General features: G+C 64.5%; 22 protein-coding genes. 11 read left to right on the top strand and 11 right to left on the bottom strand.

What is annotated here, in order from left to right; translation table 11 throughout:
• Positions 1-343: 343 nt before the first annotated feature.
• Entirely contained in the window at positions 344-1,048 is a 705-nt protein-coding gene (locus FM104_RS14265; RefSeq protein WP_256971682.1) for an exopolyphosphatase, read from the top strand.
• 28 nt (positions 1,049-1,076) lie between these two features.
• A complete protein-coding gene (locus tag FM104_RS16355; RefSeq protein ID WP_143738437.1) occupies positions 1,077-1,304 on the top strand; it encodes a hypothetical protein in 228 nt (75 codons plus the stop codon).
• A gap of 39 nt (positions 1,305-1,343) precedes the next feature.
• Here FM104_RS16355 and FM104_RS14260 read toward each other — a convergent pair whose 3' ends face one another.
• The gene (locus tag FM104_RS14260) at positions 1,344-2,912 is read right to left on the bottom strand and encodes a recombinase family protein (protein WP_087132895.1); all 1,569 of its coding nucleotides are present in this window, start codon (positions 2,910-2,912) and stop codon (positions 1,344-1,346) included.
• 36 nt (positions 2,913-2,948) lie between these two features.
• Here FM104_RS14260 and FM104_RS14255 point away from each other — a divergent pair, with 36 nt between their 5' ends.
• The 3 genes from FM104_RS14255 (at position 2,949) to FM104_RS14245 (ending at position 5,142) form a co-directional block, all read left to right on the top strand.
• Positions 2,949-3,968 carry a C-terminal helicase domain-containing protein gene (locus FM104_RS14255; protein ID WP_087132894.1) on the top strand — a complete coding sequence of 340 codons (1,020 nt, stop codon included), beginning with the start codon at positions 2,949-2,951 and terminating at the stop codon, positions 3,966-3,968.
• 64 nt (positions 3,969-4,032) lie between these two features.
• Positions 4,033-4,542, top strand: coding sequence for a hypothetical protein (locus FM104_RS14250; protein WP_087132893.1), 510 nt, complete (start codon positions 4,033-4,035; stop codon positions 4,540-4,542).
• A 213-nt stretch (positions 4,543-4,755) separates the two neighbouring features.
• Entirely contained in the window at positions 4,756-5,142 is a 387-nt protein-coding gene (locus FM104_RS14245) for a hypothetical protein (RefSeq protein WP_179206822.1), read from the top strand.
• Between the two features lie 62 nt (positions 5,143-5,204).
• On the opposite strand, the gene FM104_RS14240 is transcribed toward FM104_RS14245, so the two are convergent.
• From FM104_RS14240 to nrdI, 4 genes are read right to left on the bottom strand one after another with little or no spacing between them, the layout of a single operon-like run.
• A complete protein-coding gene (locus tag FM104_RS14240; protein ID WP_087132892.1) occupies positions 5,205-5,780 on the bottom strand; it encodes an NADPH-dependent FMN reductase in 576 nt (191 codons plus the stop codon).
• Positions 5,781-5,828: 48 nt separating this feature from the next.
• On the bottom strand, positions 5,829-6,854 hold the full coding sequence (gene nrdF / locus FM104_RS14235) for a class 1b ribonucleoside-diphosphate reductase subunit beta (RefSeq protein ID WP_087132891.1): 1,026 nt from the start codon (positions 6,852-6,854) through the stop codon (positions 5,829-5,831).
• A gap of 32 nt (positions 6,855-6,886) precedes the next feature.
• Positions 6,887-9,043 carry a class 1b ribonucleoside-diphosphate reductase subunit alpha gene (gene nrdE, locus FM104_RS14230; protein WP_087132890.1) on the bottom strand — a complete coding sequence of 719 codons (2,157 nt, stop codon included), beginning with the start codon at positions 9,041-9,043 and terminating at the stop codon, positions 6,887-6,889.
• Positions 9,040-9,513 carry a class Ib ribonucleoside-diphosphate reductase assembly flavoprotein NrdI gene (gene nrdI, locus FM104_RS14225; protein ID WP_179206823.1) on the bottom strand — a complete coding sequence of 158 codons (474 nt, stop codon included), beginning with the start codon at positions 9,511-9,513 and terminating at the stop codon, positions 9,040-9,042. The genes nrdE and nrdI overlap by 4 nt, the downstream gene beginning before the upstream one ends.
• 231 nt (positions 9,514-9,744) lie before the next feature.
• On the opposite strand from nrdI, the gene FM104_RS16640 reads away from it, so the two are divergent.
• On the top strand, positions 9,745-10,437 hold the full coding sequence (locus FM104_RS16640; protein WP_218778589.1) for a pyridoxamine 5'-phosphate oxidase family protein: 693 nt from the start codon (positions 9,745-9,747) through the stop codon (positions 10,435-10,437).
• The gene (locus tag FM104_RS16585) at positions 10,434-10,598 is read left to right on the top strand and encodes a hypothetical protein (RefSeq protein ID WP_179206821.1); all 165 of its coding nucleotides are present in this window, start codon (positions 10,434-10,436) and stop codon (positions 10,596-10,598) included. The genes FM104_RS16640 and FM104_RS16585 overlap by 4 nt, the downstream gene beginning before the upstream one ends.
• A 223-nt stretch (positions 10,599-10,821) precedes the next feature.
• Here the strand turns inward: FM104_RS16585 and FM104_RS14215 are convergent, their stop codons facing one another.
• The 5 genes from FM104_RS14215 to FM104_RS14195 form a co-directional block, all read right to left on the bottom strand.
• Positions 10,822-11,499: a metal-dependent transcriptional regulator gene (locus FM104_RS14215; RefSeq protein WP_087132888.1), complete on the bottom strand. Its 678-nt coding sequence runs from the start codon at positions 11,497-11,499 to the stop codon at positions 10,822-10,824.
• A 231-nt stretch (positions 11,500-11,730) separates the two neighbouring features.
• Positions 11,731-12,372, bottom strand: coding sequence for a hypothetical protein (locus FM104_RS14210; RefSeq protein ID WP_143738435.1), 642 nt, complete (start codon positions 12,370-12,372; stop codon positions 11,731-11,733).
• Between the two features lie 64 nt (positions 12,373-12,436).
• The gene (locus FM104_RS14205; protein ID WP_087132886.1) at positions 12,437-13,159 is read right to left on the bottom strand and encodes a hypothetical protein; all 723 of its coding nucleotides are present in this window, start codon (positions 13,157-13,159) and stop codon (positions 12,437-12,439) included.
• A 679-nt stretch (positions 13,160-13,838) separates the two neighbouring features.
• Entirely contained in the window at positions 13,839-14,096 is a 258-nt protein-coding gene (locus FM104_RS14200) for a hypothetical protein (protein ID WP_087132885.1), read from the bottom strand.
• A gap of 421 nt (positions 14,097-14,517) precedes the next feature.
• Entirely contained in the window at positions 14,518-14,832 is a 315-nt protein-coding gene (locus tag FM104_RS14195) for a hypothetical protein (protein ID WP_087132884.1), read from the bottom strand.
• A gap of 446 nt (positions 14,833-15,278) precedes the next feature.
• Here FM104_RS14195 and FM104_RS14190 point away from each other — a divergent pair, with 446 nt between their 5' ends.
• Positions 15,279-15,515, top strand: a complete 237-nt coding sequence (locus tag FM104_RS14190; protein WP_087132883.1) for a helix-turn-helix domain-containing protein — start codon at positions 15,279-15,281, stop codon at positions 15,513-15,515.
• The gene (locus FM104_RS14185; RefSeq protein WP_179206820.1) at positions 15,508-16,812 is read left to right on the top strand and encodes a type II toxin-antitoxin system HipA family toxin; all 1,305 of its coding nucleotides are present in this window, start codon (positions 15,508-15,510) and stop codon (positions 16,810-16,812) included. The genes FM104_RS14190 and FM104_RS14185 overlap by 8 nt, the downstream gene beginning before the upstream one ends.
• Positions 16,813-16,856: 44 nt before the next feature.
• Here the strand turns inward: FM104_RS14185 and FM104_RS14180 are convergent, their stop codons facing one another.
• Complete coding sequence (locus FM104_RS14180) at positions 16,857-18,713, bottom strand: acyltransferase family protein (protein WP_087132881.1); 1,857 nt, start codon at positions 18,711-18,713, stop codon at positions 16,857-16,859.
• Positions 18,714-18,777: 64 nt separating this feature from the next.
• Here FM104_RS14180 and truA point away from each other — a divergent pair, with 64 nt between their 5' ends.
• Together truA and FM104_RS14170 are read left to right on the top strand one after the other, a co-directional pair.
• The gene (truA, locus tag FM104_RS14175; protein ID WP_087132880.1) at positions 18,778-19,647 is read left to right on the top strand and encodes a tRNA pseudouridine(38-40) synthase TruA; all 870 of its coding nucleotides are present in this window, start codon (positions 18,778-18,780) and stop codon (positions 19,645-19,647) included.
• Positions 19,648-19,656: 9 nt separating this feature from the next.
• A complete protein-coding gene (locus tag FM104_RS14170; protein ID WP_087132879.1) occupies positions 19,657-20,325 on the top strand; it encodes an endonuclease/exonuclease/phosphatase family protein in 669 nt (222 codons plus the stop codon).
• The last annotated feature ends 92 nt before the right edge of the window (positions 20,326-20,417 follow it).

Raw genomic sequence — 20,417 nt, 5'->3', positions numbered from 1 at the left:
ACTCACCCCGCCACCGCGCCCAGCCCCCTCAGACCCACCTCAACTCTGAAGAGCCGATTTAACAGACCCTGCAGAGTCGATATAGGTCTGCGCGAGCTGGCGCGCCTGCAAACGATCGTGGACGCGCCGATACGCGGCGTGGTTTGGGTTCCGGGTGCGCACCTCCCTTCTGGGAGGCGTCACCGTGGACGAACACACCTCACCCGCTACCAACGATGCTGCGGGAACGGCTGGCTCGGCCAGCAGCAGTTTCGAGAGCCCAGAAGGTCTACGCGCCCTCCTCATCCGGTTACACGACGCTGGGCCGGGCGCGTGGCGGGGTGACTGTGAAGCATCAGAACTCATGCGCTACACGGCGATCAAGTACCGGCTACTCGCCCGTAAGCATGGCTTGGATGCTTGGGCGGTGGCATCGGCAGCGTTCGAGGTGATGCTCGCTCCTTCTACGCGGAACGCAGGGAACCCGTGGGCGGTGGTGACGCGTGCCGTGCAGATCACCTGTCACGCGGAGACCCGTGCCGCTGGGATGCTGACATCAGCGAGCAAGGTGCGTCACACCGCTCGGATTGCAGGGTTTCACGATGCCGTGCGGTTCGCCGAGCGGGAGCGCTTAGCCGACTACCATCCTGCGTTCACGCACCACGATCACGGCGACGTGGACGAGAGCGAGCAGGAGACACGAGTGGCCGCGATTCTCTCCGCTACGGTGACGCTATTTGAGTCCGCGGGCTGGGATGCTGCGCTGGTCGCCGAGTGTGTCCAACATGTCGCCTACCGACTTGCCGACCTATCCTCACGGCAGCGCGGGGTCGAGGTACTGCGCCGTGACCGCACCATTCCGATGCTGCTCGATATACCACCCCGGTCATGGTCTGCGCAGTTGCGGATTGTCCTCGGTCACCCCGACCCAAAACACGCGGGCACCCCGGTGGGTGATGGTGTGCTGCTGCGGCTACTGAACGGCGAAACACTGGACAGTTTGCGCGGCGACGAGGTACTGATGAAGATGATCCGCGCCGCCAACCCCGGTCTTCGCACCGAGCCTTGATTTGGGGCGGGGTTCCGCACCTAACGGTATGAGCACCCACACCGTTACCCCCGCTACGTCCACCGCACCGATGCCTCCTGCGCCCTCGTCCACTTCGACACTCGGCGCTCGGCTTGCCGCTGCCTCGCGGCGCGAGCAGGGCTTCACCACCGTCATAGAAGATCCTGCCGTGCTGACTCGGCTGCGCGGACTGTGCACCGCCCCGCGCCCCCTGCGCGCGCCCGTCGCCGAGAAACGCGAAGGCCCCGCACCCTGAACGGCTCAGAGCTTCGGGACCGGTCACGAACCGTCAAGTTCATGCGCGCCAGATGAACTCGACCCGGCGGGCGAGCACTGCCGCTCGGTGCGCATCACGGCGCACATGGAAGTCCTCGGTGCTCTCGTTGCGACGTTTGGGCACAGCGGTCATCATGTCTGCCGGGTGAGCGTGCACGAGTACTGCTTGCAGGATCAGGCTCGCCGCCTGGTACTGCCACATCGGGGTACGCCCCTCCCACTCGGCCGCTACCGTGGTCATGTCGATGTTGAGCCCTGCGTGCTGCTCGGGCATCGTCGCCGCATGCTCGCGCCGGGTCACTTCGATCCGTTCTGCGATCCTTGCCCGCTGCCGCACCCACATTGCTTTGTCGATCAGCCCGTCGTAGTAGTCGTCATCCAGCCGCGCCAAACGCTCCCGATCTTTGTCGAGCGTCGCTGCGAGCCCCACCCTCGCCGCAAGGTCACTGCCAGAGGATCGGTGTTTTGTGGGGTGGAGGGTGATCTGCTCGAACGTCGCCAGCACCGCTTCCTCCACGAGCTTCTCGATTTCGGCAGAGCGAATCGACCGAGTGCACCCGCCTGGGGTGGGCTGTAAGCACTGGTACACACCACCCCGGTGGATCATCGACGTGCCGCATAGTGAACAGCGGATCATCCCCGAGAACGGATACATCCGCACCGCGGCACCGCTGCCGGGCTGGTGGAAGTTCCGGGCCTTCTTCCTCGCGTCGAGGACATCGGAGGCTTGCTGCCAGGCATCTTCGTCGACGAGCGCGGGCCATGCCGCTTTGACCTGCATTTTCGAGGTTTTCGCGCGGCTTCCGTCCGGCATGATGGGCCGGTACTCGCGTACGCCTTTGTTGGAGGGGTTGTAGAGCACCATCTTGAGCGTGCGATCCGACCACAAGCATCCGTGGGTGGTGAGGATGCCGCGCGCGTTCCAGTCCTTGCGAATGCGATACAGGGAGTCTCCGGCGAGCACCCGCTGGTACATCTCGACCACCAGTGGCCCGGTCACCGGATCGATCACAAGCGCGCCTGCCTCGGCCCGGTATCCAAACGGCACCCTGCCACCATGCCAGGCACCCTCGATAGCCTGCTGCTTCGCCGCCCGCGCGACACGGCGGGCAGTGTCAGCCGACGACTTGTTCGCCATCGCGACCAGCACCCTGGCCATTGCCACATCAGAGTCCGTATCCAAACGGAGCGATCCGGTCACAGAGCGGACCGTGAAGCCGCCGAGCACCTTCGCATCGATGAGGTCTTCCAAATCTCTTGGATCGCGCACCGCCCGATCCAAGTCGTACGCGATCATCACCTGCGCTTGCCCGTCGGTGAGGTGTTTCAGCATGGCCCGGAACTGCGGACGGATCACCCGCCGTACCCGCTCACCCGACGGCAACGTGATCGTCCGCTGCTTGAACGCTGACGTGTCATTCTCACGGAATACTGCTGCGACTTCCCACCCGTGAGCTGCGGCGTAAGCGCGGCAATCAACCTCTTGCCGATCCACGCCACGCTCGGTGCCCTCGGGATCGTCACTGATCCTGACGTACACCACCGCCCGCAACGGCTCTGTGCCCGGTTTCTGCTTGTTGTTGCCCATCTCTTGGCCCCGCCTTCCTACTCGTGTGAGAGGTAGGTGCGTTTACAGAACCTCGGCTACGCGATCACCGTGCACCGCGCCCAAGGTGCGACCGTGGACACCGCACACGCGATCGTGCACTCGCACCAGATGACCCGCGAAAGCCTCTACGTCGCCATGACCCGTGGCCGCGAGGCGAACACCGCCTACGTCGCCATCGACCAATTCCCCCTCGAAGAACACCAGAAAGAGCCTGAGCCTGACGTCACCGCCCGCAGTGTCCTCGCCGGCGTCCTCGCCCACGAAACCGCAGAACGCTCCGCCCACGAGATGCTCCGCGCTGAACACGAGCACTGGTCCTCGATCGCGCAACTCGCCGGAGAATACGACACCATCGCCGAACACGTACAGCACGACCGCTGGATCACCCTCCTCGAACAGACCGCACTCACCCGGGAACAGGTCGACGACGTGATCGCGTCCGAAGCGTTCGGCGCGCTCGCGGGCGAGCTGCGTCGAGCGGACGCCGAACGCTACGATCTTCCTCGCCTGCTGCCGGAGCTCATCGCTGCGCGGCCTCTCGCCGGGGCGGAGGATCTCGCATCCGTGATCCAGCACCGCCTCCAGGCGGCGACAACATCGCGAACCGGGAGCACCCGCACCCGGGAACCAGTCCGCCTCATCGCCGGCATCGTCTACGAGGTCACCGACACCACCGACCCGGACAGCAGGCGCGCCCTCGATGAACGCCGCACCCTGATCGAGCAACGAGCCGACGCGCTCGCCCAACGCGCCCTCGACGAGCAGGTGCCATGGCTGCGCACCCTTGGATCGGCCTCCGCGAATCCGCAAGCCCGCGCCGAATGGGAACGGCAACTGCGGACCGTGACCGCCTACCGTGACCGCTACGGCATCACCGACGCACAACGACCGCTCGGCGACTCACCGCAGTCCGGGAACCAGAGTCTGGACGCCGCGCGCGCACAAGCAGCCATCACCACCGCAGCCCGACTCGCGCACCCCGCACCCCGCCCCGGCCCCGCACACAGCTACGACGCTCACGGACACCGGCTCTGACGTACCGCTTGCACCGAGCAGGAAAAACTGATTGATCGTGGGCAACAGGTCTATCCTGGCAGGCATGGCGACGATCCTCCTGACCGTGCAGACCTCGCCTCGTGATGTGGGCGCCGTAGTCAGCGCCGCAGCCGCCCTTGGCTACGAGGCGCGCCCAGTCGGAGGCCAGCGCAGCAACCTCATCCTGATCGAGGCGATGACCATCGACGAGGACGCTGACACTCAGGACGCAGCCACCACCGCGCTGCAGGAGCAGGTGCGTCGGGCTGTCACCACCGCGCTGACGGAACACGGCATACAACACCAGCTGATCGGCATCGGGGCTGACAGCTCGAGCATCACGAAGTCAACCTTCACGATCAAGCGCACCGGTGCTGTCGACGGTGCGAACGACCTGGAGATCCGGGCCGACGGCAGGAAAGAATTCGAGCAGCGCCTGGCCGCACTGCATCACCTCCTTGGCGCTGAAGACTGGCCGCCACAAGACCTCACCGGCTACGAGGTCATCGTCGAGGGCCTCGCCGCAGCTGACCCTGACGTACAAAAGCCACCCTTCAGACCCAAGCGTCCGTAGAGCAACGGAACACAGCCATCGGCGGAATCCTCCTGTTGGGATGTCGCCGTCCGCGGTAAAGTGGGTACTGGTAGCAATCGAACTCACGTCGATGCGGCACCCTGAATCAACCCAGGACCTGCACCGATAGCCCCCACCCCTCGGGTGGGAAATCACTCTCCTAGCCGCTACCGGCCACCATGTCCATGGTTTCCGAGAGGGTGCGTGCTCCCGATGATCCGATTGCTGTGGAATGCCAGCGTCTGCATTCACGGGCTGTTGCAGTACGCGCCGACGAACCTGCTGCTCGCCGCGATCCGTACACCGCGGGGCCTCAAGTGGGGTCCGTTCGTGCTCCTGCTCGTACCCGTCTACCTGCTCACAGCGGGTATCTGCTACACACTTGTCGAACGAGGCGGACCCGGCTGGCTCGCGTTCCTTGGCTTCCTGTTCATCTGGAACATGTTCAAGTGCGCCTGGGCGGCCGTCATCACGACGATCGTGCTTCTGCGCAACTCCGTCCGCCGCCTCATCAACCGGTCGGGCACGCGACGCCATGCGCGCAATCCGACAGGAACGCGGGACGAACCAGAACCGGTCCCGGTGCTGCACACCCCGTAGACCGCGGCGGCACATGCGCCCAAGCCTGGTGCGTGTCCTTCCCGATGAGATGCAGGGGTTGATCAGCGCACCGAGTCTTGGTCTTCGATGAGTCGAGCGAACCGGAGGATGTAGTCCCGAAGGAATTGCACGGTCGAGTCCTGCGAGATGTGCCCGTCTTGATCGACAAGCGTGGGCGACTGGGAAAGGAAGACTTCTGGCTGGCCGGGGGCGGGCATGTCGAAGTATGAGAGCGCGAGCCGAAGGTTCTTCTGCGAGCTGTACCCGCCCATGCGTCCGACGGAGTGGCTGATGATTCCGGCGGGGAGCCCCTTCCAGGCGACATCGCTGTTGGGTTTGGAGCCGATGTCGATGGCGTTCTTCAGGCAGGCGGGGATGGTGCGATTGTTCTCCGGCGTGACGAACAACACACCGTCGGCGGCTTGGATGATCTCCCGGAACTGCGTGTACTCCGGCGGGGTGGGTTTGTCAGTGACTTCGGGATCGTCGTAGTCGAAGTCGTAGAGAGGAAGGTCGCGGATCTCAACGATGCGCGCATCGTAGCCTTCGGGAAAGTAGCCGATGGCGTTGTGGGCGATCTTGCGTGCGTAGGAGCCGCGGCGCAGACTGCCGACAAGGACGGAGACGTTCTTACTCAAGGGGTGGTTCTCTTTCTCTGAGGCGTATGTTGTGGGAATGATGGTCGGTTAGAAGTCCCAGTCGTCGTCGCTGGTGTCTACGGCTTTGCCGATGATGTAGCTGGACCCGGAGCCGGAGAAGAAGTCGTGGTTTTCGTCCGCTCCGGGGGCGAGAGCGGCGAGGATCTCGGGGTTGACTTCGGTCTCTTCTGGGGTGAAGCGGGCGGGGTAGCCGAGGTTCATGAGTGCTTTGTTCGCGTTGTAGCGGACGAAGACGGCGACGTCGTCCATGAGGCCGAGCGGTTCGTAGAGCTCGCCGGAGTACTGCAGTTCGAGGTCGTAGAGCTCTTCGAGGAGTGCGTAGGTGAACTCGCGCATGTGCTCCTGCTCGGCGGGAGTGCGGGTTTCGAGGCCGCGCTGGTACTTGTAGCCGGAGTAGTATCCGTGCACGGCCTTGTCACGCAGGATGAGCCGGATCATGTCCGCCGTGTTCGTGAGCGTCGCGTGCACGGAGAAGTGCAGCGGCAGGTAGAACCCCGCGTACAGCAGCAGCGACGAGAGCAGCGTGGAGGAGACTTTGCGTTTGAGCGGGTCGTCGCCGTAGTAGTGCGCGAGGACCTTCTTGCACCGTTCCTGGAGCAGATCGTTGCCCACGGCCCACCGGTAGGCATCGTCGATCTCCGGTGTCGAGGTGAGGGTGGAGAACACTGAGGAGTAGGAGCGGGCGTGCACGGACTGCATGAAGGCGATGTTGGTGTAGACGGCTTCCTCGTGTTCGGTGCGGGCGTCTTGGATCTGGCAGATCTCTCCGACGGTGGCCTGCACGGTGTCGAGCATGGTGAGTCCGGTGAACACGCGCATGGTGAGCGTGCGCTCTTCCTGGGTGAGTTTCTGCCAGGCGGGGAGGTCGTTGGAGAGGGGCACTTTCTCGGGGAGCCAGAAGTTCGCGGTGAGGCGGTTCCATACCTCGAGGTCTTTGTCGTCGCCGACGCGGTTCCAGTTGATGGGTCGCAGGCGGACTGCCGGGTCGTGCCGGTATCCGGGTGGGGTGACGGAGATCTCGGTGATCGGGCGGGTGGTGTCAATGAGAGTCATCGGGGTTCCTTCGGGAAGAGCGGATTCAGGGGTTAAAGGGCGCAGGAGACGCAGCCTTCGATCTCGGTGCCTTCGAGTGCGGGCTGGCGCAGGCGGATGTAGTAGAGGGTCTTGATCCCGGCACGCCAGGCATAGATCTGTGCTTTGTTGATGTCGCGGGTGGTGGCAGTGTCGCGGAAGAACAGCGTCAGCGAGAGGCCTTGGTCGACGTGGCGGGTGGCGGCGGCGTAGGTGTCGATGATCTTCTCGTAGCCGATCTCGTACGCGTCCTCGAAGAACTCGAGGTTGTCGTCGGTCATGTGCGGGGCCGGGTAGTAGACGCGGCCGAGCTTGCCTTCTTTGCGGATCTCGATCTTCGCCGCGATCGGGTGGATCGACGCGGTCGCGTTGTTCACGTACGAGATCGATCCGGTCGGCGGGATGGCCTGCAGGTAGGCGTTGTAGATGCCGTGCTGCCGCACCGATTCCCGCAGCTGCGCCCAGTCGTCACGGGTAGGGATCGCGACGCCTGCCTCGGCGAAGAGAGCGCGGACACGGTCGGTGGCGGGCTGCCACTCGCGCTCGGTGTACTTATCGAAGTACGAGCCGTCCGCGTAGGCGGAGCTCTCGAACCCGGCGAAGGCCGTGCCGCGTTCGATGGCGATCCGGTTGGAGGCGGCCAGGGCGTGGTAGGTGACGGCGAGGAAGTAGATGTCGGTGAAGTCGATGCCCTCCTCGCTGCCGTAGCGGATGCGCTGTGAGGCGAGGAACCCGTGGAGGTTCATCTGCCCGAGACCGATCGCGTGCGACGCGTCGTTCCCGGCCGCGATCGATGGGACAGCGTCGATGTCGGTCTGATCCGACACGCTCGTGAGTGCCCGCACCGCGGTCTCGACGGTCGCGCCGAAGTCGGGTGAGGCGAAGGCCTGGGCGATGTTGAGGGAGCCGAGGTTGCAGGAGATGTCCCGGCCGACCTGCTCGTAGCCGATCGCGGCGTCGTAGGCGGAGGGGGTGTTGACCTGGAGGATCTCGCTGCACAGGTTCGACATGTTGATGTGCCCCTGCAGCGGGTTCGCGCGGTTGACAGTGTCCTCGAACAGCACGTACGGGTAACCGGATTCGAACTGCAGCTCGGCGAGGGTTTTGAAGAACTCCCGTGCGCTGATCGTGGTCTTGCGTACGCGCGGGTTTGCGACCAGCTCGTCGTAGTGGTCGTTCACGGACAGATCTGACAGCGGTTTCCCATACTGGCGCTCGACGTCGTACGGGCTGAACAGGTGCATGTCTCGGTTCTCCTTCGCGAGCTGGAAGGTGACATCGGGGATCACAACGCCGAGGGAGAGGGTCTTGATGCGGATCTTCTCGTCCGCGTTCTCCCGCTTCGTGTCCAAGAACCGCAGGATGTCCGGATGGTGCGCGTGCAGATACACCGCTCCCGCTCCTTGCCGGGCACCGAGCTGGTTGGCGTAGCTGAAGGAGTCTTCGAGGATCTTCATCACCGGCACGACGCCGGATGCCTGGTTCTCGATCTGCTTGATCGGTGCTCCGGTTTCGCGCAGGTTCGTCAGCAGTAGCGCGACCCCGCCTCCGCGCTTGGAGAGCTGCAGCGCGGAGTTGACGCTCCGTCCGATGGACTCGAGGTTGTCCTCCAGGCGGAGCAGGAAGCAGGAGACGAGCTCGCCGCGCTGCGCTTTGCCCGCGTTCAGGAACGTCGGTGTCGCTGGCTGGAACCGGCCGGAGAGCATCTCGTCGACGAGTCGGGTCGCGAGGGCTTCGTCGCCCTGTCCGAGGAAGAGTGCGGTGGCGACGACGCGCTCTTCGAGCCCTTCCAGGTAGGTGGTGCCGTCGAAGGTCTTGAGGGCGTAGGAGGTGAAGAACTTGAACGCGCCGAGGAAGGTCTGGAAGCGGTGCCCGGTGTTGTGGGCGCGCTCGTGCAGGTTGGCGAGGAACTCCGAACGATAGGCGTCGAGGAAGGCCCGCTCGTAGTAGTCGTTCGCGACCAGCCACTCCAGGCGCTCGGCCACGCCCGGGAAGGTTCTCGTGTTCGGGATGACGTGCTGGCGCAGGTACTCCTCGGTAGCTTCCCGGTCCTTGTCGAACTGGATCGACCCGTCCGAGGCGAACAGGTTCAGCTGCGCATTCAGCGCGTGGTAGTCCTTCCGCGCACCGATACCGGTGCGTGCGGGAGCTTCTGGGGAGATGATGGTCATGCGGTCTTCCTCTCAATGGATGCTTGTTCGTCAGGGGCCTGATCCCAGAAGCGGGTCAGGCCGGTGTTCACCTGTTCGATGTCGCGTGTCGTGCCGAGCAGCTCGAAGCGGTACAGCTCCGGGACCCGGCATTTCGCGGAGATGACGGGACCGGCGAGGCAGTAGTGCTCACCGAAGTTCGTGTTCCCCGCCGTGATCACACCCCGGATGAGTGCCCGGTTCGCCGGGTCGTTCAGGAACGAGATCACCTGCTTCGGCACAGCCCCGGCACGTTCCCCGCCGCCGTACGTGGGGACCACGAGCACGAAGGGCCACGCAACGCGGATCAGACCCTCCACCCGCGGCCGCAGCGGGATACGGACCGCGGGCCGGTCGAGCCGCTCGACGAAGCGGCGGGTGTTCTCCGACACGCTCGAGAAGAGCACCAGCCCCGGCGACTGCGTGACCGGCAGCTCACGCACCGGCGGCACGTCCTGGACTGATCTCGCCGGAGTCTGCACAGCGATCCCTCCTCACTCACTGGCCGGCCGTGCAATGACGCCAACCACTACATGTTGTGTCCCGCTCTTGTTGGGAGCGGCGTATCTAGTAATAACATCGATGTGATCTGTTCGTCTACGACACGCCCATGTTTTCAACTACGGTGTATCGAACATAGAATGTTGGGGATGCGGTAGCTTGCTGCGAGAGGGGAGTGCGTAGTGACAGCGGAGACCTCGCGGGAGGGCACGTGGTTGGAGTCGATCGGCCTGTTCCAGCAGACACGGGCCGGAGATCATCAGGCTGCGATGCGGCTACTGGAGACGTCAGCGGACCCGGCCACGGTGGTGCATGGCCTGTTTCGGATGCTGGTGGTGTTCCTGCGAGGTGAGGATGCCGACAAGCTCGAACGATTCGTGGATGCGTCACTGCGCGCGGGCGCACCGCCACTGACCTCGCCCGTTCCTGGTCAGACCTTGGCGCACGCGGAGGGGCTGGCGGAGCGGTTGCGAGGTGAGGTTCACCTGACGGCCGCGATGCGGGAACTGCTTGCCGCTCAGCTTCCGATCCTTGCCACCGCCACACGTGACGGGATGCCCGATGTCGGGCCGAAGCGCTCGATGCGGGTCTGGGATGAGCGCACGCTGATCTACAACGAGAACACCGCCGGGCAGCACCTGGCGAACATCCGCGCCGGATCGGCCGCGGTGGTCGCCGTCATCGACCGGGACGCCCTCGACGGCTACCGGTTCGTCGGAACGCCCCAGGTGCATGAAGGGGGCGACGTGTTCGATGCGGCGGTCGACTTCGCAGCCGAGTGCGGCATGAAGCCCCCGGCCGCAGCAGTCCTGATCCACCTCCACGAGGTCCACGCGCTTGCCCCCGGCGCCACGGCAGGAACGAGGATCGCATGAGTGTCGCCATCGACACCGTCTTGGACGACGCGGGACTGACGAACCGGGCGATCCGCGAGTTCGTCCAGGAGTGGGCGGCGATCACCACCCCAGGACGAGTCGAGGTCGTCGGCGCCACCGACGACCAACGGCTGATCGCGGAGGCGTTGGACGCCGGCTAACTGCTCCGAGCGGGCGAAGGCCGCTACTACGCGAGGTCCCACCTCAAGGACACCGCACGCTCGGAGGAGCGCACCGTCGTCGCCACCGGCCGAGATCAGAGGTCTCGATAGCGCCACCGGTGTCAGAACCCTGGCCACGCTCCGCGGCTCAGCGAGCATCGGACGGGGTAGCGCCGCACACATCTCCGCTATCGTTGCACCCGCAACGAGCGAGTTCTCACGCCTACGAGACCGGCGTCACCCACACCGCATCGGTCGCTGACCGGCCCAACGGCAACGATGTCCCATTTTCCTCGATCACCACTTCGATAGTGTCCGAATACGGGGCAGCCGGTCGCGACTCCAGCACGGTCCCGTAGCCAATGCCGTGATCGGCAAAGAACTGCAGCAACTGCGAGTCCTTGTCCGAGATCCGCTCCACACGAACACGCCGGCCCGACTCCATTCCCGTCAACAACACCGCATCGGGCCTGCTGACCGAGCCGTCCGGGCCTGGGATCGGATCGCCGTGCGGGTCGCGGACAGGATGCCCCAGATACTCATCGATCCGGTCGATCATGAAATCCGACACTGCATGCTCCAGCGTCTCCGCCTCATCGTGCACTTGATCCCACCGGTATCCGAGCACCTTCACCAGGAACGCCTCGATCAACCGATGCCGACGCACCATCGCCACCGCATGCGCCCGACCCGTCGCTGTCAGCGTCACCGCACCATACGGGGCATGTTCCAACAGTCCCTGCACGGTCAGCTTCCGGATCGCATCCGATGCCGTGGAGAGCTTCACACCCGTCCTCGCGGCTACAGTCGATGCCGTCACCGGTTCCTCAGACCACTCCCCAAGACTCCACACCGCCTTGAGATAGTTCTGACTACTCGCCGAAAGCTCCGAAACCGTCACCTGGCGAGGATACCAAACATCGAACTACGACAAGCCAAACTTCGTGCCTGGTCGCTTCGATCCCGCAAACTGAGTACGTGTGAGGGTCTCAGGGGTGTGAGTCGGCAGCGACGTCGCCCGGCTACTCGTGGACGCCTTCTTCAAGTGGGGTACTGGTCACCTCGATACCGGCGATGGTGATATTCACTGCGGACCGGTAGTAGCGGTGCGCCCCGCGCCCCGCGCCGTAAGTCAGGTCATGAGTTGTGTGATCAGTGCGGAAGCCGCGGCACCGGCACCGGAGTTCGCTGCCGAGGTAAGAACGCCCCTCAGCGGCAGCAGAAGTTTCTTGAGCACGCGCGGATCCGGCTCGGTCTTCGCTGCCTCCTCGACCACGAGCGTCGCCGCTTCACGGGCGGCGTCTACCTCGTCAGGGTCAATCCCCTGAGTGGCCTCGATCAGCGCCAATGCGCGGCCGACAGCATCAGCCAGTTGCTCGTATCCGGCGGCGACGGGCACTTGCTGTGTGATGGTGCTGCCTTCAAGGGCGATGTTCACATTGCTGCCGTTGACGACAATGACGTGACCGTTGCCTGACGGCGATGCAGGAACAGGTGGGGTCTTGGCCCACTTGACCGAGATGTGGCGCATGTTGCGGCTACCTGCATCGAGTACGTCGACGTGCGTCGCGTACACGTGTTGTTGCCCGCCGCGCGGGTCATCCCAGGTCAGTTGGTCGCCCACGTAGATCGGGGTATCGACGTTGAAGTCGACGGATTTGGGCTGCACCAGGCCGTCGAAGACCTCAACGTTCCGACCGGGAGCTTCGGCGCCGGGCGTGACGTTGACCCTCTTCGTTCCAAAGGTCCTACCGAACGTCTGGATGAACGTCATGTCGTCTTCCTCTCCGGGGTGACTGAGAGCCATCATTGCCTCCGGTTCATTTTCCGTTTGTTGGTCACGGCGTCGATTCGATCTCAACGAACTGAAGCAGTTCAGCGCCCAAGGGCTTCGTGCGCTGCTGGAGAGGTCCGCTTGGAGTCATCATCGTGTTCAGGGGTGCGTTGTCGAGCAGGCCAGCGTTCTGTAGCTCATCGAGCACCGGTGTCACGAGCTGCTGCCAGCCAGCAACGTCTGGGAAGACGTATCTCTCGAGGAGTGCCCCGATCGACGAAGCGCCCCACTGATCAGGCTCGTGCCAGTCGGGCGCGTTCGCTTTGATCCATGCTCGCGGGTCGCGGAAGAAGCTGAGCATCGCGAAGTGCAGGTCGTCGTAGCGCGCCACGAGAGTTAGGAACTGAGTCCGTTTCGACTCATCGATGGTGCTCCATGGGCCAGCGTGCCGAATGGCTGAGGCGAGCCGGGCACGCTTCTCCGCGCTGGAAGTTTCGGCGGCAGCTCGGGATGCGCGCTCGTATGCAGCCATGAACTCATCGGACTCCAGCACGGCCGCGGGCGTGAGCCCGTCGACACGCGTCAAGATGTCTTCCACGACACGGGCGACTGCCACGTTGAACTCGTGCTGCCGTGCGGCCTGGCGTTCGGCGAGCAGTCCTGAGGTGAACTGCGCCACGACGCCACCGACGAGGGGAACTGCTGACACCCCGGCCAGGCCGGCGTTGATCATGGTGTCTTTGAGTGGTGAGTGTTCTGGTACACGAGCGTCGAGCGAGTCCGTCATGGCTCCGATTCTCGCGCAGCCCACCGACAAACCCGGTCCGGCTGCTACTCCCGTTCGACAGGACGCTGCCAGGGCTTGGGCAAGTCTCGCCCCGCCAACAACATTGTGGTGTGTCCGCCGCGGGCGGCGAGTTGTCAGCTGTACCCGCCGCCGTGGTCTCTTACGACTGCGTAGTTGGTCCCTATCGGGTTTCATCGCATCAAAGCCAGCGCTCAGCTTCACCCGCGCTGGTGATGCCCGCTTTACGCGAAGATCGGTCAAGAGCACTATCAACGCGAGAAGGACGGATCGTTCACCAGACTCAACACCACGTTCCACGACCTCGTGCAGTATCGGAGGGCCACTGAGGAGTCGTACTCGAAGTTCCGCATGTCCGACTGGTTCCTCGCCGAAGGGTACGTGAAGACCTATACGGATGCCGATGGTGTCGAACGGGCAGAGTTCGTCGCGAAGAAGCTCGGCCGCGACGCTGCATGGACTGCTGCGTGTGGGGTTCCATGCATTCTCCTTACATGCTTCAGCACCGCCCGACGTCTCAGCGAATGCGTCAAGTCCATGGACGACCCGGCTCGACGCCGTACCGTGGGCCATGAGACGTTGCCTGTGCTCATAGTCCCACGAACGAGCGGACGTCCTTGACGTACGGAGCCCGCGCATCCTCGATGACTCGATCTGAGGCTCACCCTCGCAGGTGAATGCCGCGCCTGATGAGTTGTGTGCGGACCTTGCTCGGTGTCGTGCCGTAGCTCTTGGCGATCGTCACAAGTCCGACGCCCTGGTCGTAGAGCCGCAGGTACTCGTCGCCGTTCGGATCGTCCGGCACGCGGTCCCGCGGAGAAACGCCTGCGCGGGCAAGATGCGTGCGAACCGTCGCCCGGTGGATGCCGTACTTCTTCACCAGCTCGGACACCGTTGCTCCGCGCTCGTAATCGCGCACGAGGCGGGTTACATCCTTGTCCAAAAGGTGTGTTCCACTCGTCTCAATCGACGTCGCGACAGACCCCCGAATGTCCTGGATTCGGGTCTCCGGGGCGCCTTCGGGGAGAATGATGCGTCCGTCCTTATCCCGTCTGATCAGGGATTTAAGAATCCGGCGGGAGTTCCAAAGCTGTCGCGTTCCGCCTACAGAATGAAACCCCCGGTCTCCGGGGGTTTTCTCGTCCCATCAGTGACTTGCCGCCCACCGTTTTCACGAGGATCGGTGCAGTAGCTTCTCAGCCGCGTCACACGAAGCGCCGCTCGAGGCTCTGATGCTGCAGTCACTGGTTCGGGCGCGCGTCGACGTTCTCGGCGACTGCGGCATCCCAGGCATTACAGCGGTTGGCTCAGGCGCGGCCGGGGGTGGAGCAGCGCGGGGTTTAGGGCAGCCATTCGACAGTCGGGTCGGGCCGGAGGATCAGCACGTCGCCGGGGTGGATGTTGCTGAACGAGTTACGGGACCGCATCGGTTCGAAGCCGTTGTTGTAGGTCAGGACACTGTAGAAGTTGGTGAAGCAGAACCGCTTGTAAATCATCTCGTACACATCGCCGGGCGCGACGGTGTAGGAAACGATCTCGCCCGCGTCGTTGAAGTTCGCGGTGCCCTCGGCGTATGTCGACGGGCCGAGGTCTACCGGTTCGTTCTTGAGCAGCCCGGTGATCCGGCCGCCGTCCGGGTTGTAGCCGGTGCCCATGTGCTTCCCGTCTTGTACGAGCGTGATAAACGGGCGGGGGAACGGACACGGGTCCGGCTCGGGCGTCACAGCGGGCTTCGTCGGTCCGGGCGCGGTAGCAGCCGGGGCGGTCTGTGACGGCGTCGCAGCAGCCTCCGGCTCAGCCGTAGGGGAGCAGCCGACGAGTGCGACCGCGGCGAGGATTAGGGCAGCGGGGGCAATATTGCGATTCTGCATGTTTTCGATGTTCGCACGAGTGCCCGGTCGTCCCCAATGGTCGGACGGGTGGCGCCCCGTCGCGTGCGGAAGAAACCCGCGAGTGCAGCGTTGAGATCGTCGGTGCGGCTCCCGGGGCGTGCGAAAAACGTAACCTCGCGGTCTGGGTGCGAAAAACGTAACTCGAGCTCGCGTGTGCAAAAAACGTAACTATGAGATACTGGTGAGGAAAACGTAACCAGGAGGATTTGATGCGCACAGCACGGATTGCCAGTCCGGAAGCTCTCGGGCAGATTCTCCGTGAAGCACGCCTGCGAAATGGCCTTACCCAGTCGGAATTGAGCGAGCGGATGGGCGTCAGCAAGCGCTACATCATCGAGGTCGAGCAAGGGAAGCCCACTAAGGCCGTCGAGCGGCTCTTCGACTACATGAGAGAGACTGGCGTCGACATTTACGGCCAACTACGAGATGTCACCAATCGTGGATGAACTCACGGTTGAGTTGTACGGCGTCAAGGTCGGTGTGCTGATCGGACTGCGAGGCGACTTTGACTTTGGCGTGGATCAGGCCGGGCTGGAGCAGTTCGGCGTCGGGAGTATTGCTGTATCGGTGGCCGTTCCTCTGATCGAATCGCCCCGCAAGAGCGATCTCAACCGACGTCGCGCGTTCTTTGAAGAAGTCTTGGCTGAGGGCAACACCCGTCGCCAACTCGCCAACCTTGCGAGGCTCGACGAGAGCAACACGATGGGACTGCTGGCCCGGTATGGACGGGACGTAGCCGGAGCGCTGCAGATCTGGAATCCTGCCGACCCCGACGAACCGCGCCGACCAGAGGCGAGACCGGTCACCGACGCCGAAGTCGTGACGATGTTTGAGGAGGTCAAGGCGAATCCTCTAGGGAACAAGGGTCGCCGTCGACTGTCGTCTCTTGCAGGTGTTCAAGACAAGGTGCTTCTGGTTCGCACGGGTGACGGGTGGGCGGAGCCGCTCGACGGGTTCGCCTCGACGCATATCCTCAAGCCGCAGTCAGGGAAGTACCCCTCGCTGATCTTCGATGAAGAGTATGGCTCTCGCTTCGCGCGTGGGATGGGGCTCGCTGACTTCGAAACCAGCGTGCAGGAGATCGCGGGCAGGCGAGCATTGGTCATCGAACGATATGACCGTGGGGATGATGGTGAACGCATCCATCAAGAGGATTTCAACCAGGTACTTGGTTATCGCGGAGATGACAAGTACGAGGGGAAGCCCGATGGACGTTTGCGAAAGATCGCGCAAGTATTGCGGACGCATGCGCGAGGACAGGAGCAACGCGCGCTTGCCCGAATGGTGACGTTGTCGGCAGCGATTGGCAACCTCGACCTGCATGCGAAGAATATTTCCCTTCTTCATGAGCAGAGTGGCGAGGTGCGTCTGGCGCCGATGTACGACGTCGTTCCAGAACTGCATCTCGGACTGGATGAGGAACTGGCTCTTCGTGTCAACGGGCACAATAGCTACCCAGCTTTGACAGGTGGAGATCTTGTCGCCGAGGTGGAGTCCTGGGGAGTCCGCGGCGCATCCGCAATTGTTATCGAAGCTCTCGAAGAGGTTCGCGCGATCGCAGCATCCGAGAAACCGCACCCCGCTGCTGATCCATCAACGCCTTACATTGCCGAAAGGCAGGCGAGGAAGCTGCTGAACAGCATCGACCAGGTCGGGGTTCCTCCGGCCGAGCTCCCTGCCGACCGCGCCTTTCAACCGCGCGTACCCCGCGGCGGATGGGGCGGACCTCCGCCTTCGCCGTAGCCGCCGTACGAGTCGTACTGGGGCCGACAGCCTTCAGAGCAGGATCACCCGTTGAACGGCTCCCACTTCAACGCACTCGGCCGGTTCTCGCGCTCCTGCTGCGCGGCGCGGATCGCCTTCTCGACGACCTCGGCGAAGATGTCGCCGCCGCGCGATCCGGGGTGGATCTTGTCGCCCGCGAGCAGGTCGGTGTGCGGTGAGATCGCCGACGACCAGTCAGCAACCACCACACCCGTACGCGCGCTCGCGAACGACTCAAGGTCGTGGTTGACTCCGGCGATCCAGTCGCGGGGCGCGTAGGCGTTCACGAGCACCAGGTCGCGGTCGCGTCCGACAGTGGCGGCGATCTTCTGCAGCACGTCGAGGTCGACGGCGCCGTTCGTTCCCAGTGCGACGACGACGTGCTCGCGCAGCTTTCCGGCCGCCGCGAGGTGGTCGATGATCTCGGGGCCCGCCCAGATCGAACGCGAGACCGCGGCATCCACGTCGATGCCCGGCAGAAGAGTGTAGAGCGAAGGAGCGGATGCCAGCATCACCGAATCTCCGACAGCGGTGATCTGATCGCCGGTGAGAGCGGCAGGAGACGCGCTGGGCGATGGCGCGGGAGCGGGCTGCGCGGCAGCATCCTTGAGCGCCTGCTCACCGTCTCGGATCGTCCGCTCCGACGTCGTCATCGGCGGGGCGCTCGCCACCGCCGCTGTCGCACCGCCCAGCGCCAGCGCGCAGACCGTGAGCGCGCTGAGCATCGCGAATCGGTTCGCGGGGCTCCGCCGCAGCCGCAACCGCACCGCCTGCAGCGACCGGCGGAACCCCAGTCGGCGCAGCGGCATCTCCACGAAGCGGTACGACACTGCCGCGGCGACCAGCGAGATCGCCAGAGCGGTGACTCCGATCGTCCATGGTGCGACAGCATCCGCCATTCCTGGTCCTGCGACCGCCGATCCGCTCGCGGCGGCGACCAGCACGAGCACGGGCCAGTGCCAGAGGTAGATGCCGTACGAACGGTCGCCGATCCAGCGCAGCGGCTGCACATCGATCGCCCGGCCGAACCACGATCCGGGCAGAATGCCCGAGACGATCGCCAGCACCGACCCCGCGGATGCCAGCAGCAGCATCCCCGGAAAGGTCGCACTTGATTCCGGTTGCAGAGCGGCGAACACGATCAATGCAAGCCCGGACGCGCCGAGCGCTGCGCCGCCGATGAGCGCGGGGCGTCGTCGCATCCATGCCGCATCCGGCATACTCTGCGCGGCGAATGCGAGCGCGATGCCTGCGAGCAGCCCGAATGCGTGCGAATCGGTGCCGAAGTAGGCACGGGTCACTTCGCCCGATCCGGCGAGCACCGACATCCACCACGCCGACGCTCCTGCGGCACCCAGCGCGAACGCCACGCGCACCCAGCGCGCCGGAATCAGCAGCACCAGCAGCAGCAAGAGTGGCCAGAGCAGATAGAACTGCTCTTCGACCGCCAGCGACCAGACGTTGCGGAACAGCTCGGGCTCGGCCGCGGAGAAGTAGTCGGAGCCGCCAAGCAGCGCCACCCAGTTGTAGCTGAAGGACGACGCACCCAGCAGCTGCCTGCCGATGCCGACCTGCACATCGCCGCCGATCATCCACGCCGCGGTTGCGCAGACGGTGAGCACGATCGCGAGGGCTGGCAGCAGTCGGCGTGCTCGTCGCCGCCAGAAATCCACCAGTCGGTGCCGCACGCTGTGCCGACTCGGCCGCAGCAGCAGCGACGTGATGAGGAACCCGCTGAGCACGAAGAACACGTCCACGCCGACGAATCCGCCCACGACCGGCAGCTCGGGGAACAGGTGGTAGAGCAGCACGAGTCCCACGGCGATCGCCCGGAGTCCGTCGAGCCCGGCGTAGCGCGGAGTGTGCGGAGAAGAGGGCATGAAGATCAGTGATTCGAGGGAGTGCCGGAAGTGGCGAAGCGGCCCTCCAGCTTAGGCTTGCTTCGTGCGCATTCGCCTGGACATCGCCTATGACGGCACCCACTTTCGCGGGTGGGCCAAACAGCCCGGCCTGCGCACCGTGCAGGGCACCCTCGAAGACGCCCTCGCGCGGATCGTCGGCTCCGAAGTGCAGTTCGTGGTCGCCGGGCGGACGGATGCCGGTGTGCACGCCGCCGGCCAGGTGGCCCATGTCGATCTCGATGAGACGCAGTGGGCGCGGATCGAAGGGAGGCCCGGGCGGGCAGCATCCGATCCGGCAGCATCCGATTCTGCGGCATCCGATCCGGCCCGTTCTCTCGCGCGGCGGATGCGGGGAGTTCTCGGCGCGTACCCCGACGTCACCGTCACGCGCACGAGCATCGCGCCGGAGGGTTTCGACGCGCGCTTCTCTGCGGTGTGGCGGCGCTACCGATACCGGCTCGCCGACGCGGCGACCGGGTACGACCCCATGCGCCGCAACGACACGACCACACTGCGGGCGCCGCTCGATGTCGAGGTGATGGATGCCGCCGCGCAGACCCTCATCGGCCTGCACGACTTCGCGGCGTACTGCAAGCCGCGTGAGGGGGCGACGACGATCCGCACCCTGCTCGACTATCGGTGGCTCCGCGAGGCCGACGGCGTGCTGATCGCCGAGGTGAAGGCCGACGCGTTCTGCCACAGCATGGTGCGCGCCCTTGTCGGGGCGTGCGCGGCGGTGGGGGAGGGCAGGCTTTCGGTTGACGATGTCGCGCGGCTGCGTGACGAGCTCACCCGCACGAGTGCGTTCAAGGTGCTGCCCGCGCGCGGACTCACGCTCGCCGAGGTCGGGTACCCGGCCGATGATCTACTGGCTGTCCGCGCCGCGCAGACTCGTGCGCGCCGCCAGCGGTAGCGTGGGGATATGAGAGTCATCTCGTACAACCTTCGCAAGCACCGCGCCGCCACCGAGCTGGCAGGGCTGGTCGCCGAGCATGCGCCCGACATCCTCTGTCTGCAGGAATGCGACACCGCCGCATTGCCGGATGCGATCGGCGGGCTGTCTCTTGTGCAGGCCACCAGCGGCAACAGGCTCGGGCTCGCGCTGTACCTGCGCTCCAACACCTTCCGGGTCGAGAAGGTGCGCACGATCGGACTGAAGAAGTCGCTGCACGACCGTGTGCTCAAGCCGGCGAATGAGCGGGTTCTGGGTGCACGACTGCAGGACATTGACACCGGTCACAGCCTGATCGTGGCGTCGTTTCACGCAGCGCCGCTGACCGCGTTGAACTCGTTGCGCCGCAACCAGATTCGTGCGGCGCTCACCGAGCTGCAGTCACTGGGCGACTCACTGCCGGTGCTGATGGTCGGCGACTACAACTACCCGGTCTTCAAGGAGAGCCTGGGCCAGAGCGTGCGCGATCAGGGCTACCGGCTCACGCTGAGCGATGACCGCACCTATACCCGCTATCGGGTGTTCCGCGGACACTACGACTTCGCCACCTCGGTCGGATTCGACATCTCGAACATCACGACCCTGCCGCAGGGCACGAGCGACCACCGCCCGATCCTGATTACCGCCGAGGCCGCGTAGCATCCCTCTCTCTACGCGCTCTGCTCTCTGCCCTCTCTGCCCCTGTCTCTTATACACATCTCCGAGCCCACGAGACACTCGCTAATCTCGTA

The organism is Microbacterium esteraromaticum (genome assembly GCF_900163815.1).
In the GTDB taxonomy this organism is placed as follows: domain Bacteria; phylum Actinomycetota; class Actinomycetes; order Actinomycetales; family Microbacteriaceae; genus Microbacterium; species Microbacterium esteraromaticum_B.
This window is presented reverse-complemented; position numbering and strand designations above follow the sequence as displayed.

Bases quoted from the DNA above. Each gene is read 5' to 3' on its own strand.
- FM104_RS14260 (WP_087132895.1), bottom strand. From the start codon at position 2,912: ATGGGCAACAACAAGCAGAAACCGGGCACAGAGCCGTTGCGGGCGGTG.
- FM104_RS14250 (WP_087132893.1), top strand. From the start codon at position 4,033: ATGGCGACGATCCTCCTGACCGTGCAGACCTCGCCTCGTGATGTGGGC.
- FM104_RS14170 (WP_087132879.1), top strand. From the start codon at position 19,657: ATGAGAGTCATCTCGTACAACCTTCGCAAGCACCGCGCCGCCACCGAG.
- FM104_RS14190 (WP_087132883.1), top strand. From the start codon at position 15,279: ATGCGCACAGCACGGATTGCCAGTCCGGAAGCTCTCGGGCAGATTCTC.
- FM104_RS14195 (WP_087132884.1), bottom strand. From the start codon at position 14,832: ATGGGCACCGGCTACAACCCGGACGGCGGCCGGATCACCGGGCTGCTC.
- nrdE (WP_087132890.1), bottom strand. From the start codon at position 9,043: ATGACCATCATCTCCCCAGAAGCTCCCGCACGCACCGGTATCGGTGCG.
- FM104_RS14180 (WP_087132881.1), bottom strand. From the start codon at position 18,713: ATGCCCTCTTCTCCGCACACTCCGCGCTACGCCGGGCTCGACGGACTC.
- FM104_RS14205 (WP_087132886.1), bottom strand. From the start codon at position 13,159: ATGACGGACTCGCTCGACGCTCGTGTACCAGAACACTCACCACTCAAA.
- FM104_RS16585 (WP_179206821.1), top strand. From the start codon at position 10,434: ATGAGTGTCGCCATCGACACCGTCTTGGACGACGCGGGACTGACGAAC.
- FM104_RS14210 (WP_143738435.1), bottom strand. From the start codon at position 12,372: ATGACGTTCATCCAGACGTTCGGTAGGACCTTTGGAACGAAGAGGGTC.
- FM104_RS16355 (WP_143738437.1), top strand. From the start codon at position 1,077: ATGAGCACCCACACCGTTACCCCCGCTACGTCCACCGCACCGATGCCT.
- FM104_RS14265 (WP_256971682.1), top strand. From the start codon at position 344: ATGCGCTACACGGCGATCAAGTACCGGCTACTCGCCCGTAAGCATGGC.
- nrdF (WP_087132891.1), bottom strand. From the start codon at position 6,854: ATGACTCTCATTGACACCACCCGCCCGATCACCGAGATCTCCGTCACC.
- FM104_RS14245 (WP_179206822.1), top strand. From the start codon at position 4,756: ATGATCCGATTGCTGTGGAATGCCAGCGTCTGCATTCACGGGCTGTTG.